The organism is Kitasatospora sp. NPDC091276 (assembly GCF_040684355.1).
GTDB lineage: Bacteria > Actinomycetota > Actinomycetes > Streptomycetales > Streptomycetaceae > Kitasatospora.
Genome location: NZ_JBFBFU010000001.1, coordinates 448,811 through 461,848 on the forward strand (window position 1 = coordinate 448,811; position 13,038 = coordinate 461,848).

Annotated in this window: 10 protein-coding genes; 4 read left to right on the forward strand and 6 right to left on the reverse strand. The window is 72.8% G+C overall.

All coding sequences use genetic code 11. The features are described 5' to 3' along the window. Nucleotides 1-17: 17 nt before the first annotated feature. Nucleotides 18-923, reverse strand: a complete 906-nt coding sequence (locus AB0O19_RS01930) for a TetR/AcrR family transcriptional regulator (RefSeq protein WP_363616951.1) — start codon at nt 921-923, stop codon at nt 18-20. A gap of 33 nt (nt 924-956) precedes the next feature. Next, nucleotides 957-1,466 (reverse strand): NUDIX domain-containing protein, encoded by a 510-nt coding sequence (locus AB0O19_RS01935; RefSeq protein WP_363616953.1) that lies wholly within the window; start codon nt 1,464-1,466, stop codon nt 957-959. Nucleotides 1,467-1,621: 155 nt separating this feature from the next. On the opposite strand from AB0O19_RS01935, the gene AB0O19_RS01940 reads away from it, so the two are divergent. Continuing rightward, a complete protein-coding gene (locus AB0O19_RS01940; RefSeq protein WP_363616955.1) occupies nt 1,622-2,845 on the forward strand; it encodes a serine hydrolase domain-containing protein in 1,224 nt (407 codons plus the stop codon). Nucleotides 2,846-2,867: 22 nt separating this feature from the next. Here AB0O19_RS01940 and AB0O19_RS01945 read toward each other — a convergent pair whose 3' ends face one another. The 3 genes from AB0O19_RS01945 to AB0O19_RS01955 all read right to left on the reverse strand — a co-directional run bounded on the left by AB0O19_RS01945 (nt 2,868) and on the right by AB0O19_RS01955 (nt 6,180). Then, nucleotides 2,868-3,191 (reverse strand): nuclear transport factor 2 family protein, encoded by a 324-nt coding sequence (locus AB0O19_RS01945; protein WP_363377241.1) that lies wholly within the window; start codon nt 3,189-3,191, stop codon nt 2,868-2,870. 248 nt (nt 3,192-3,439) lie between these two features. Next, nucleotides 3,440-4,963, reverse strand: coding sequence for an aldehyde dehydrogenase family protein (locus AB0O19_RS01950; RefSeq protein WP_363616957.1), 1,524 nt, complete (start codon nt 4,961-4,963; stop codon nt 3,440-3,442). Between the two features lie 269 nt (nt 4,964-5,232). Beyond that, the gene (locus AB0O19_RS01955) at nt 5,233-6,180 is read right to left on the reverse strand and encodes a hypothetical protein (RefSeq protein ID WP_363616959.1); all 948 of its coding nucleotides are present in this window, start codon (nt 6,178-6,180) and stop codon (nt 5,233-5,235) included. A 323-nt stretch (nt 6,181-6,503) separates the two neighbouring features. Between AB0O19_RS01955 and AB0O19_RS01960 the strand changes: the two genes are divergently transcribed. Together AB0O19_RS01960 and AB0O19_RS01965 are read left to right on the forward strand one after the other, a co-directional pair. Further along, on the forward strand, nt 6,504-9,515 hold the full coding sequence (locus AB0O19_RS01960; protein ID WP_363616961.1) for an AAA family ATPase: 3,012 nt from the start codon (nt 6,504-6,506) through the stop codon (nt 9,513-9,515). A 181-nt stretch (nt 9,516-9,696) separates the two neighbouring features. Beyond that, complete coding sequence (locus AB0O19_RS01965; RefSeq protein WP_363616963.1) at nt 9,697-10,761, forward strand: aldose epimerase family protein; 1,065 nt, start codon at nt 9,697-9,699, stop codon at nt 10,759-10,761. Here the strand turns inward: AB0O19_RS01965 and AB0O19_RS01970 are convergent. Beyond that, nucleotides 10,754-11,377 (reverse strand): GNAT family N-acetyltransferase, encoded by a 624-nt coding sequence (locus AB0O19_RS01970; protein ID WP_363616965.1) that lies wholly within the window; start codon nt 11,375-11,377, stop codon nt 10,754-10,756. The two genes, AB0O19_RS01965 and AB0O19_RS01970, sit on opposite strands and share 8 nt — an antisense overlap. Nucleotides 11,378-11,686: 309 nt before the next feature. On the opposite strand from AB0O19_RS01970, the gene AB0O19_RS01975 reads away from it, so the two are divergent. Continuing rightward, the gene (locus AB0O19_RS01975; protein ID WP_063350123.1) at nt 11,687-12,964 is read left to right on the forward strand and encodes an extracellular solute-binding protein; all 1,278 of its coding nucleotides are present in this window, start codon (nt 11,687-11,689) and stop codon (nt 12,962-12,964) included. Nucleotides 12,965-13,038: the final 74 nt, after the last annotated feature.

The following is a 13,038-nucleotide window of genomic DNA, read 5'->3' on the forward strand; positions in this document are numbered from 1 at the left end:
GGGACCGAACCGGCGGATCACCCGATGGGAGCCGCGGCCGTTTCGCCCGTGGCCTGCGGGGACGTTTCGCCGGACGGTGCGGTGGCGAGCGCGGTGACCGCCTCGGCGATCCCGGGGACGGCGAACAGTCCGGCGAGCTCCCGCACCAGGCGCCCGGTCGGGCCGTCAGGACGCTCGTCCGCGAAGAACGAGGCGAGTTCGGCGGCGAGCGCCGGCTCCCGGGCGGCGGTGAGGGTGAGGGAGGCGACGAACTCCTGCACCAGGTGCAGCTGCAGGTCCTCCAGCGGCACCGAGCGTTCGGCCAGCCACTCCAGCGAGGTGATCTCGGCGTTGGCGATCCAGGCCCGGACGGTCAGCCGCAGCCCGGGGCTCGGCGCGGGGATCGCCAGGTGGGAGAGGATCTGGTCGTGGGCGGCCCGCCGCACCTCGTCGATCACCGCCGAGGTGCCCGCGCTGGCCGCCACCGAGCCACCGCGCAGCAGCGCCGCGAAGCCGGGCCCGTGGCTCTGCACGAAGTCCAGGTAGCGGCCCATCACCCGGTACAGCCGCTCGGACAGCGGCCCGTCGGCGGCCTCCTCGAAGCGCGCCGAGAGCTCCCGCCCGGCCCGCCGCAGCGACTCCTCGTACAGCGCCTGCTTGCCGGGGAAGTAGTGGTACACCAGCGGCCGGGAGGCCCCCGCGGCGGCGGCGATGTCGTCGATCGACACCTCCTCCGGCGGGCGGCGGCTGAACAGCTCCAGCGCGACGGCGATCAGCTGTTCGCGCCGCTCGTCCACGCTGAGCCTGCGGCGCGGCCGCTCACCGGCAGCCGCCCGGGCCGGTGCCTGGCCCGGCGCCTGGCCCGCCGTCCGGGCCGGTGCCTGCTCCGGGGCGGGGGTCCGTGCAGCGCGGGCGGCCGTCGGCGACGGCGTACGGGAGGCCATGCGCGCCACCCTATCCGCCGTCCGGGGCGGGGCCTATGCGGCGTGGAGGTCCAGGTAACGGCGGTAGGCCTCGCGGCCGTCGGGGACGAAGTGGTCGCGGGCGAGGCGGTCGGCGAGCTCGGCGGGGGTGAGCCAGGCGTGCCAGGCGACCTCGGACTCCTGCGGCTGGACCGGGCCGTCCCACTCGGCCTCGTACACGTCGCTCCACCAGGAGAGCCCGTCCTGCCGGAAGAGGAACTTGAAGAGCGGACGCGGGCTGATCCCGTGCACGCCGAGCTCCTCCTCGGCCTCGCGGACGGCGGCCTCGGCGTACGTCTCGCCGGAGCCGACCACGCCGCCGACGAACATGTCGTACGCGCCGGGGGCGAACAGCTTGGTGTCGGTGCGGCGGTGGACGAAGATCCGCCCGGCCGGGTCGCGGACCAGGATGAAGACGCACCGGTGGGTGAGCCCCTGCCGGTACACCTCCCCGCGCAGCGCCGTCCCGATCACCCGGTCGTGCTCGTCGACGACGTCCAGCAGTTCTTCGGCAGGGTTGGTCATGACGGACAGGTTAGGGTTTCGGGGCCCGCTTCGAACGCTTTTCGAGTGCGATCCGAGCTCGATTCGCATGTGATGCGCAATGTGATTCGCGCGCGATTCGTGTGCGATCCGACGCGGGCGGGAACGCAGGAACCGGACAGGCTGAGGGCGGCGCGGTGGTGGAGATCTGGGGCGAGACGGCCGAGGGGTTCGAGCCCGTACGGGAGGCCTTCGCGCGGAACTTCCGCGAGTACGGAGAACTGGGCGCGGCCTTCGCGCTGTACGCGCGCGGCCGAAAGGTGGTCGACCTGTGGGGCGGTGACGCCCGGCCCGAGGTCGGCGGGCGGCCCGCGCCGGCGGTGCCCTGGACGGCGGACACCGCCCAGGTGCTGCGCTCGGTCACCAAGGGCCTGACCGCGGCCACCGCGCTGCTGCTGGCCGAGCGCGGCCTGCTCGACCTGGACGCCCCGGTGGCCTCCTGCTGGCCCGAGTTCGCGCAGGCCGGCAAGGGCGGGGTGCCGGTGCGCTGGCTGCTGTCGCACCAGGCCGGGGTGCCCGCGCTGGACGTGCCGCTGCGGCTGGAGGACGTGCTGACCTGGGAGCGCGCGGCGGCCGCGGTGGCCGCGCAGGCGCCCGCCTGGGAACCGGGCACCGCGCACGGCTACCACCCGTACACCTTCGGCTGGCTGGTCGGCGAGGTGGTGCGGCGGGTGAGCGGGCGCACGATCGGCCAGTACTTCGCCGAGGAGATCGCCCGGCCGCTCGGGCTGGACCTGTGGATCGGGCTGCCGGCCGGGGCCGCGCCGAGGGTCGGCCGGCTGGTCGACCTGCCCGCCCCGGAGGCGGCCCGGACCGGGCCGAGCGGGCTGCGACTGCGACCCAAGCAGTCCGTCCGGGACGCCTACCAGGACCCGGCCTCGCTGACCGCGCGGTCCTTCGCCTCGGTGCGCCCCGGGGTGGACCTCAACGACCCGGCGGTGCAGGCCGCCGAGATCCCCGGCGCGGGGGGCATCGGCACCGCCCGCTCACTGGCCCGGTTCTACGCGGCGCTGATCGGCGCCGCCGACCGCCCGGACGGCTCCGGCGCGCTGCTGCCGCCGTTGCTCGGGCCCGGGGTGCTGACCCGCGCGGCCGGGCCCGAGGTGAGCGGGCCGGACCGGGTGCTGATCGTCAACTCCACTTTCGGCCTGGGCTTCTGGCGGCACGGCCCGACCGCGCCGATGGCCTCCCCGGCGAGCTTCGGCCACCCCGGCCGGGGCGGTTCGCTGGGCTTCGCCGACCCGGAGCTCGGGCTGGGCTTCGGCTACGTCACCAACGGCATGCAGCCGGGTGTCACCGGCGACATCCGCTCGCGCAACCTGATCCGTGCGGTGCGGGGGTGCCTGGGGCTGTCCGGGTAGCGGCGGGCCCGGTCCCGAGCCGTCAGGCCTGGCCGGTCTCGAAGCGGGTGATCTTGGGGCCGGTGAGGGTGAAGCGCCAGGCGGTGCGCATCTCGCCCCAGGTGTCGTTGGTGAAGTTGGCGATCAGCGCGTGGCCGCCGTCCGATTCGGTCTGGACGTCCATCCGGCCGCGGACGGTGAAGATCTCCTTGTCGATCCACTGGGGCAGGTCGCGGTCGGAGCCGTCGTCGGACATGGTCGCGTCCGGGGTGAGGGTGGCCAGGAAGGCGTCGCGGTCGCCCGCGTTGACCGCGGCGACGAAGGCGCGCACGGTGGGGTCGGAGAGCTTGGCGGGGGAGATGGTCATCGGGACTCCCGGGGGTGAGGGACGGGGAGTCCTGTTTACGACGTTCGCCGGGTGTGTTCGGGCATGTCGGCGGCGCGTCGAGAAAATCGCGCATTCATGTGCTTAGATCCCGAAATGGGCGTTTTGCCCTACGGAGGGTTGCGCAGCGTGGACGTCCCAACGGGCGTTCGCGGTGCGGCCACGGGGAGTGGCGGCGGAGCGGGAGGCCGGGACCGGTCTCCCGCTCCGTGTTTCGTGAAGGCCGTGGCCTAGAAGAGGCCGACCGCGTCCGGGGAGTAGCTGACCAGCAGGTTCTTGGTCTGCTGGTAGTGCTCCAGCAGCGCCTTGTGGTTCTCCCGGCCGATGCCGGAGTTCTTGTAGCCGCCGAAGGCCGCGTGGGCGGGGTAGGCGTGGAAGCAGTTGGTCCACACCCGGCCGGCCTGGATGGCGCGCCCGGCGCGGTGGGCGGTGTTGAGGTCGCGGGTCCAGACGCCCGCGCCGAGCCCGTACTGGGTGTCGTTGGCGAGGCTGATCGCCTCGGCGAAGTCCTCGAAGCGGGTGACCGAGACGACCGGGCCGAAGATCTCCTCCTGGAAGACCCGCATGCTGTTGACGCCCTCGAACACCGTCGGCGTCACGTAGTACCCGCCGGCCAGGGCGCCGCCGAGGTCGGCCCGCTCGCCGCCGGCCAGCAGCTTGGCGCCCTCGGCCTGGCCGATCTCGAAGTAGGAGAGGACCTTCTTCAGCTGTTCGGCGCTGGCCTGCGCGCCGACCTGGGTCTCGGTGTCCAGCGGGTCGCCCTGGCGCATCGCGCGCACCCGCTCCAGGCCGTCGGCGAGCAGCCGCTCGTAGACCGAGGACTGGATCAGCGCCCGGCTGGGACAGGTGCACACCTCGCCCTGGTTGAGGGCGAACATCGCGAAGCCCTCGACCGCCTTGTCGTAGAAGGCGTCCGAGGCGTCGGCGACGTCCGCGAAGAACAGGTTGGGGCTCTTGCCGCCGAGTTCCAGCGAGACCGGGATCAGGTTGTCGCTGGCGTAGCGGGCGATCAGCCGGCCGGTGGTGGTCTCGCCGGTGAAGGCGATCTTGCGGATGCGGTTGCTGGAGGCCAGCGGGGCGCCGGCCTCCTCGCCGAAGCCGGTGACGATGTTGACCACACCGGGCGGCAGCAGGTCGGCGGTCAGCTCGGCCCACAGCAGCACCGAGGCCGGGGTCTGCTCGGCGGGCTTGAGCACCACCGCGTTGCCGGCCGCGAGCGCCGGGGCGAGCTTCCAGACCGCCATCAGGATCGGGAAGTTCCACGGGATGATCTGGCCGACCACGCCCAGCGGCTCGTGGAAGTGGTACGCCACGGTGTCCTCGTCCAGCTGGGACAGGCCGCCCTCCTGGGCGCGCAGCGCGCCCGCGAAGTAGCGCAGGTGGTCGACCGCGAGCGGGAGGTCGGCGGCCAGTGTCTCGCGCACCGGCTTGCCGTTCTCCCAGCTCTCCGCGACGGCCAGCCGCTCCAGGTTCGCCTCCATCCGGTCGGCGATCCGCAGCAGCACCTGGGCCCGCTCGGCGGGCGGGGTGCGCCCCCAGCCGGGGGCGGCGGCGTGGGCCGCGTCCAGCGCGGCCTCGATGTCCTCGGCGGTGCCGCGGGCGACTTCGGTGAACACCTCGCCGGTGACCGGGGTCGGGTCGCCGAAGTACTCGCCGCGCGCCGGCGGGGTCCAGTCGCCGCCGATCCAGTGCTCGTACCGGGAGCGGTAGGCGACGATGCTGCCGGGCGTGCCGGGGGGCTGGTAGACCGTCATGCTCTGGTGTCTCCTCGCGACGTCGGGCGCCGCCCGGACCGGGTGGCGGGGGCGGCGCGCCGGGCCGCGCCCGGCGCGGGGCGGCCCGGCGGGAGGGTGCGGACACGCAATTCGGGGCGGATGCCCGCCGGGGCGTCCGCCGTCGAGCACGATAGCCGCCCGGCGCGGGGCGCGGCTACGGTCCGTGCGCCCGGCCCGTACGGAGGGTGCACGTTCCGGCCGTCGCGCGGGGGCGCGCACCATGTCTCCGCGCTCCGGTCGGGACGGTGTCAGACCGCGTGGTAGCGGCCGGTGCGGGACTCCCAGTACAGGTAGCCGGCGAGCCAGGTGACCAGCCCGTCCGCGTACCGCTGGGCGATCGTCCGTTCGACCCGGGAGAGCCCCAACTCCCGGTAGACGTCCGGCAGTCGGCCGTGCAGGTCCCGGCAGCGCTCGACCATCAGCTGCGCCTCCTCCAGCACCACCGCGCAGGCCTCCTCGGCCGAGCAGCGGCGCTCGCGCTGGACGATCATCACCAGGTTGTTGACGTCGCCGCGCGGGGCCTCCAGCGGGAACGACCGGACGTCGTTGCTGAGCGAGGGGATGTCGGCGGCCAGCTGGCGCAGTTGACGCAGCACCGGGTGGTGCAGGACGGCGGCGGGGACCTCGAACTGGCCGAGGCGTTCGACCATGTCGAAGATGGTCTCCATCGCCGCGGTGCCTCGTCTGAGCACCAGGTAGCCGTCGCGGTCGGGTGGCCGGGTGGAGATGCGGCCGGCGGCCTCGGCGGGGTGACTGGCCAGGTACCACTCCCAGTTGTACGCGGCGCGGGCCTGCCATCGGGCGGGCATGCCGCGCACGCTGCGGTCCCAGAGGTCGGCGAAGGCGGTCTCGACCGGCGAGTCCTGGTCGGGGCGGGCGCCGTGCAGGACGGCGATCAGCCGCTCGCAGATGGGGGCGACCTCCGTCGGGCGGCGGCCGAGCGGGCCGTCGAACTGGTCGTCGAAGAGGAAGTAGAAGCCCATCAGGTCGGCGGCGAGGGAGAGTTCGTCCGGGCCGGTGTCGGGGTAGCCGAGGGCGGCGAGGTCGACCACCTCCCAGTGGGCGTACCCGGGGTGGTCGACGTCGGGGAGCAGCGGGTGGTGGACCAGCCAGTCACGGTGCAGTGCGGTGGCCTGCGGGCCGTGCGGGCTGCGGCGGTGCGGGAACGGAATCTGAAGTGAGGTGTCGTCAGACATCGGACTCCCGGTGCGGCGAAGGGTGGGGGCACTAGTGGTTCGAACGCTCGGTGTGGGGGGAGTTGACGCGGCGAGGCTTCCGGGGAGAGGGTGGTAGCGAAAGATCATCTTCGCCTCGCGGGCCGTAGGGTATCTGATGTAATGATCGGACGTTAGGGGTATAGGGCAATTGCCCTTGGCAAGGCGTCCGAACCCTCACCGTCCGCCCCAGCCTGCGCGAATGCCCCACAGCGAGTGCCACGCAGCGCTAACCTCGGCTCCACGGGCAGTGATGCGAGCAGCGACACGGGCTGTGACGCGAGTGGCGAGGCGGAGGCACGACGGTGACCGAGCAGGACAACGAACTTCGGACGGGATCAGGTTCCGGCCGGGACGGCGACAGCACCTCGCCGAGGGTCAGGCTGCGCGACCGCGACGCCGAACTGCGCTCCGTCGAAACGGCCGTCGACAAACTCTGCTGCGAATTCGCGGCCGGCGGCACCGAGATCGGCGAACTGCTCGCCTTCTCCGGCCGCCCCGGCATCGGCAAGACCAGCCTGCTGCACGAGGTCCGACGGGTCGCCAAACTCCGCGACCGCGCCACCGTGTTGTTCGCCCGCGGCGGCGAACGCCAGTTCAACGAGCCCTACCACGTGCTGCGCCAGCTCCTCCAACCCCTCCTCACCAGCCTGGAGCCCGACGAGTTCCGCCAGGTCATGGGCACCTGGGAGGAGGTCGTCGGACCGGCCATGGGCCTCAAGCGGCCCAAGGCCGGCGCCCGCCGCCTCGACCCCCAGGGCGTGCGCGACGGCCTCGACTACGTCCTCACCCAACTCGCGCCGCGCCGGGCCCCGCTGGTCATGATCGTCGACGACCTGCACTGGGGCGACCACGAGTCGCTCTCCTGGCTCACCCAGTTCGCCGTCCGCTCCCGCGAACTGCCCGTCCTGCTCGTCTTCGCCTTCCGCGAGGACGAGAGCGACTGGCCGACCGAGATCCAGCAGCACCGCAAGGCCGTCCTCGGCCTCGCCACCAGCAAGCACGAGCTCAACCGGCTCTCGCTGGTCTCCGTCACCGACATGATCCGCGCCGAGCTCGGCGACAAGGCCGAGGACGCCTTCTGCTACGAGTTCTGGAACGTCGTCAACGGCAACCCCTTCGAAGCCGTCGCCCTGCTCGACCAGGTCCGCGACCAGGACCTCGAACCGGTCGAGGAGAACTCCCAACAACTGCGCGAACTCGCCGTCGACGCCACCGGAATGACCCTCAAGAGCTGGATCGACCGGCTCGGCTCCGGCACCCTGCGCTTCGCCTGGGCCTGCGCGATGCTCGGCACCGACATCCGGGTCGACCTCGCCACCCGGATCTGCGCCCAGACCACCGAGGGCGCCCGCGAAGCCATCAAGCAGCTGCGCAAGCAGCGCGTGCTCACCCAGACCCCCAACGGCAACCTGGAGTTCGTCCACCCGCTGATCGGCAGCTCGATCTACAACACCATGCCGGAGGCCACCCGCACCGGCATGCACGGCGTCGCCGCCGCCGAGATCGAGAACGCCGGACTCGGCCTGCTCGCCGCCTCCCGCCACCTCGTCGAGACCTTCTCCGGCGAGGGCGACGACAAGACCGTCCGCAAACTGCGCCGGGCCGCCGTCGAACACCTGCTGATCGGCGCCCCCGAAGCCGCCCAGCGCTGCCTGCACCGAGCCCTCAACGAACCCCCGGCCGACGACATCCGCGCCGAGGTGCTGTACGAACTGGGCTGCTCCGCGCTGCTCACCGACCCCGTCGCCACCGTCAACCAGCTCAAGCTCGCCCTCGACCCCGACGAGGGGCCGCTGCGCCCCGAACTGCGGGTCGACGCCACCTTCCGGCTCTCCGAGGTGCTCGCACACAGCGGCGAACTGCGCCAGGCCGCGGTGGTCTGCCAGGACGAGGCCGAGCAGACCGCCGACCCGGCCGGCCGACTCCGGCTCCAGGCCGCCTCGTTCATGTGGCACGCCTTCCGCAAGTCCGAGGACGACGGGCCCGGCCGCTCCACCCGGCTCGGCCTCATGTGCGACGGCCTCAGCACCCGCGACGCCGCCGACCGGGCCGTCCTCGCGATGCGCGCCTGGGACCTCACCCTGCGCGGCGCCCCCTCCGCCGAGGCTCTGACCTACGCCGACTCGGTCCTCGACGCAGGCCGGCTGCCCAAGGGACTCGGCTGGACCAACAGCACCTGGGGCTTCGAACTGCCCTCCATGCTCGGCCTCACCTACACCTACAACGACCGCATCGCCCAGGCCGAGCGGCTGTTCGCGGACGCCATCATCCAGTTCGAGGTCGCCGGGTGGAGCAGTGCCCACCGGGGCTTCGCGTACTTCCTGATGGGCCTCGCCCGCTTCCGCCGCGGCCTGCTCGCCGAGGCCGAGGACTTCCTGCGCCGCGCGCTGCGACTGTCCGAGCGGATCGGCCCCAAGCTGCCGCTCGCCTGGGACGCCGTCGGCGTCCTGGTGGACACCCTGCTCGCCCGCGGCCGGACCGAGGAGGCCTGGGAACTCGCCGTCAAGTTCGGCTTCCACCCGCCGTACCACGCGACCGCGATGGTGCTGCCCGACGCGCCCTCGCTGTACGGCAAGCTGCTGATCGCCAAGAAGCGCTACGCCGGGGCGGCCGCCGCACTCACCGAGGCCGGCGCCCAACTGGAGGCCCGCGGCTGGCACAACACCGTTTGGGCGCCCTGGGCCGGCCACCTCGCCATCGCGATCGCGGCCGACGAGCCCGACCGGGCCCGCGAGTACGCCCACAAGGCCGTCCAGGACGCCCGCACCTTCGGCACCGCCTCGGCGATCGGCACCGCGCTGCGGCTGAACGCCCAGATCGAGGACGGCCAGCAGGCGGTCGAGCTGCTGGAGCAGGCCGTGATGCACCTCGGCCAGTCGCCGGCCGGGTACGAGCACGCCGTCGCGCTGGTCGACCTCGGCGCCGCGCTGCGCCGGGTCGGGCGGCTGGAGGACGCGCAGGAGTACCTGTACCAGGGCATCGAACTGGCCCAGCACTGCTCGGCCGAGGGGCTGGTCGACCAGGCGCGGCGGGAGCTGGCCAACTACGGCCTGCGGCCCAACCGGCTGGGGCTGCGCGACTTCCGGGAGACGCTCAGCCAGCCCGAGTGGGAGGTCGCCAACCTCGCGGTGCAGGGCGTGCCGCCGCAGCGCATCGCCGACGAGCTCGGCGTGCACCTCAGCCTGGTCAACCGTCGACTGGCCGCGGTCTACCGCAAGGCGGGCAGCGGGCCGGACGGCCTGGCCTCCGCCCTCGGGCTGCCGACGCAGCCGCGCGGGGCCACCCGGCCGGGGGCGGAGTCCGAGGAGGAGTAGCCGTGGCGGCCCGGGCGTGCGGGCGGCGGGCGCCCGGGCGGCGCGCGGAGGCACGGGAGCGCTCCCGGGGCGGTCGCCGTCGCTAGGCTGACGCAGACGTGGGGTCGCCGTGGCGACCCCCTGGACGGACCCGGAACCGGGGCGGTCACGGCACCCCGCGACCGCCAGTGAGGAGCAGGCCATGGCGAGCGAGGCCACCAGCGTGCGGCACGAACCCCTCGACCCCTCGGGCGCGGGCGCCGCGATCGAGCGCTGGACGCTCTCCGCCGGCCCGTACGAGGCGAGCGTGCTCACCCTCGGCGCCACCCTGCACACCCTCACCGGCCCGGACCGCGCCGGGCGCCCCGCCCAACTGCTGCTCTCCACCGACCAGCTGACGCAGATCCTCGGCCCGGCCCGGCACTACGGCACCGCGGTCGGCCGGTACGCCAACCGGATCGACGGCTCCAGGATCACCATCGACGGCGAGGAGCACCCGCTCGCCCCGACCGGTGGCGGCATCACCATCCACGGCGGGCCGGACGGCTTCGCGCAGCGGATCTGGGAGGCCGAGGGGATCGAGGGCGGGGTGCGGCTGCGGCTGCACAGCCCGGACGGCGACCAGGGCTTCCCCGGCGCGCTGGACGTCACCGTCTCCTACACCCTGGACCCGGCCGGCGAGCTGGTGATCGCCTACCGCGCCGTCACCAGCAAGCCGACCGTGGTCAACCTGACCAACCACGCGTACTTCAACCTTGCGGGTGAAGGGAACGGCGACGTCCTCGGCCACCTGCTCACCCTCGACGCCGACGCCTACACCCCGGCCGACGAGCGGCAGATCCCCTACGGGCGGACCGAACCGGTGGCCGGCACGCCGTTCGACTTCACGGTGGCCACGCCGATCGGCAAGTCGGTGCACGACGACCACCCGCAGCTGGCCGGGCCCGGCGGCTACGACCACAACTGGGTGCTCCGGGCCCGGCCGGCCGACGGCGGCCCGGCCCGGGCGGCGCTGCTGGAGGACCCGGTCAGCGGGCGCACCCTGGAGGTGCTGACCACCGAGCCGGGCGTCCAGGTCTACACGGCCAACAAGTTCCAGGGGGCGGTCACCGGCGCGAGCGGCGTCCCGTACGGGCCGTTCGCCGGGATCGCGCTGGAGACCCAGCACTTCCCGGACTCCCCGAACCACCCGGCGTTCCCGAGCACCGTGCTGCGGCCGGGGGAGGAGTTCCGCTCGACCACCGTGCTGCGGCTGGGCGTCAGCTGAGCGCTCCGGGCGCGTCCGGGGTGAGGTCCCGCTGGGGGGCCTGCCGGGGGTCCCGTGCGAGGTCCCGGCGCATGCAGAGCCGGGGCCAGCGGTCGAGACCGTGCTCGGCCTCCTTGCGGCGGATCTCCCGCAGGCCCGGGGTGAGCTCGTGGTCGGCGAGCGGGCGGAAGCCGCAGCGGGCGTAGTAGGGGGCGTTCCAGGGGACGTCGGCGAAAGTGGTGAGGGTGAGCGCGGGGGCGTCGGTGCCGGCCGCGAGGTGTTCGATCAGCGCCCGGCCGATGCCGCGGCGGGCGTGGTCGGGGTGGACCGACACCTGTTCGATGTGCAGGGCGCCGTCCACCGGCTCGGCGAGCAGGTAGCCGGCGATCGAACCGGGACCGGGCTGCTGGGGCAGGTCGGCCGCGTCGGGCAGGTCGGTCCCGTGGGGCAGGTCGGTCGCGTCGGGGACGGCGACCAGGGCGACGCCCGCGTCCAGGTAGTGGGCCAGCTCGTGCGGGGCCGGTGGTTCGTCGTCGGCGATCTCCGGCATGCCGATCGCGGCGAAGGGGGCCCCGGCGGCCCGCTCCAGTTCGCACAGCAGCGGTAGTTCGTCCCTCATGGCGGCTCTGATACGCATGCGTTCAGTCTGCTGCAAGCGGTTTTCGGCCAGGGATGGTGGTGCTCTCGGCCATCCGGTACCGGCTCGAAACGGGCGAACACGGACATTTGGTCGCACTGTCAACTACCGTGCGGCTACGCCCAGGACACGTGGGCGTAACGATCGCCATTTCTTGCAGAAACTTGCTGCAAGGACTTTCCGTCGCTATTGCACCGCTGTTAACTTCCTTCCGAGCCCGACGGCAGCAACGGTGCAGTCGGCACGAGGCAGCCATTATGCGCCTGTCTCCGAAGATCTCGGGCACCCCCACCCTCCCAAGGAGTTCTCATGCGGCGTGGCATCGCGGCCTCTGCCCTCGTTGTGGCCCTCGCGGTCTCGATGGCTGCCTGTGGCAGCAGCGGCTCCAGCTCAAACGGCAAGGCCGACGGGCCGGTCACCCTCACCTACTGGGACACCTCGAACGCCACCAACGAGGCGCCGAACTACCAGGAGCTGGTCAAGAAGTTCGAGGCCGCCAACCCGAACGTCAAGGTCGACTTCGTCAACGTCCCGTTCGACCAGGCGCAGAACAAGCTCCAGACCGCCATGGGGGCCAAGGGCGCTCCGGACGTGTTCCGCTCCGAGGTCGGCTGGACCGCCGCCTTCGCCAAGGCCGGCTACCTGGAGCCGCTCGACGGCACCCCGGCCGTCGCCGACACCTCCGCCTTCCAGCCCAGCCTGATCCAGCAGGCCAAGTTCGACGGCAAGCTGTACGGCGTGCCGCTGGTCACCGACACCCTGGGCCTGCTCTACAACAAGGAGCTGTTCGCCAAGGCCGGCATCACCGACGCCCCCAAGACCTGGGACGAGCTGAAGACCGACGCCGCCGCGCTCAAGGACAAGGCCGGTGTCGACGGCTTCTGGCTGAAGGCCGCAGACGGCTACTACGCGATGCCGTTCCTGTTCGGCGAGGGCACCGACACCGTCGACGCCGCCGGCAAGAAGATCACCGTCACCTCGCCGGAGGCCGTCAAGGCCATCGAGACCTACAAGACGATGTTCACCGCGCCCGGCATGGCCAAGGCCGACGTCACCACCGATGCCTACGCGCACATGATGGACGCCTTCAACAACGGCAAGGTCGCGGCCATCGTCCAGGGCCCGTGGGAGATCACCAACATCTACAAGGGCGCCGCGTTCGCCGACAAGAACAACCTCGGCATCGCGCCCGTCCCGGCCGGCTCCAGCGGCAAGTCCGGTGCGCCCACCGGCGGGCACAACATCTCCGTCTACGCCGGTGCCGACCAGGCCCACAAGGCCGCCGCCGAGAAGTTCGCCGCCTTCATGACCTCGGCGGAGAGCCAGGCGTTCATCGCGCAGAAGAACTCCACCCTGCCGACCCGCTCCGACGCCTTCACCGCCGACGTCAAGGCCGACCCCGGCATCGCCGGCTTCCAGGCCGTCCTCGGCAGCGCCAAGCCGCGCCCCGAACTGCCCGAGTACAGCTCGCTGTTCTCCTCGCTCGGCACCAACCTGGGCAAGGCCGTCCAGGGCACCGGCACCCAGGACGCGCTGAACACCGTCGCCACCGACTACGCCAAGCTGCTGCCGGGCTTCGCCAAGTAGTCGCCGTCGGCCGTCCGGGCCGCCGCCGCTCTCGCGGCGGCGGCCACCCGGCGGGCCCGGCGGCCGGACCCGCT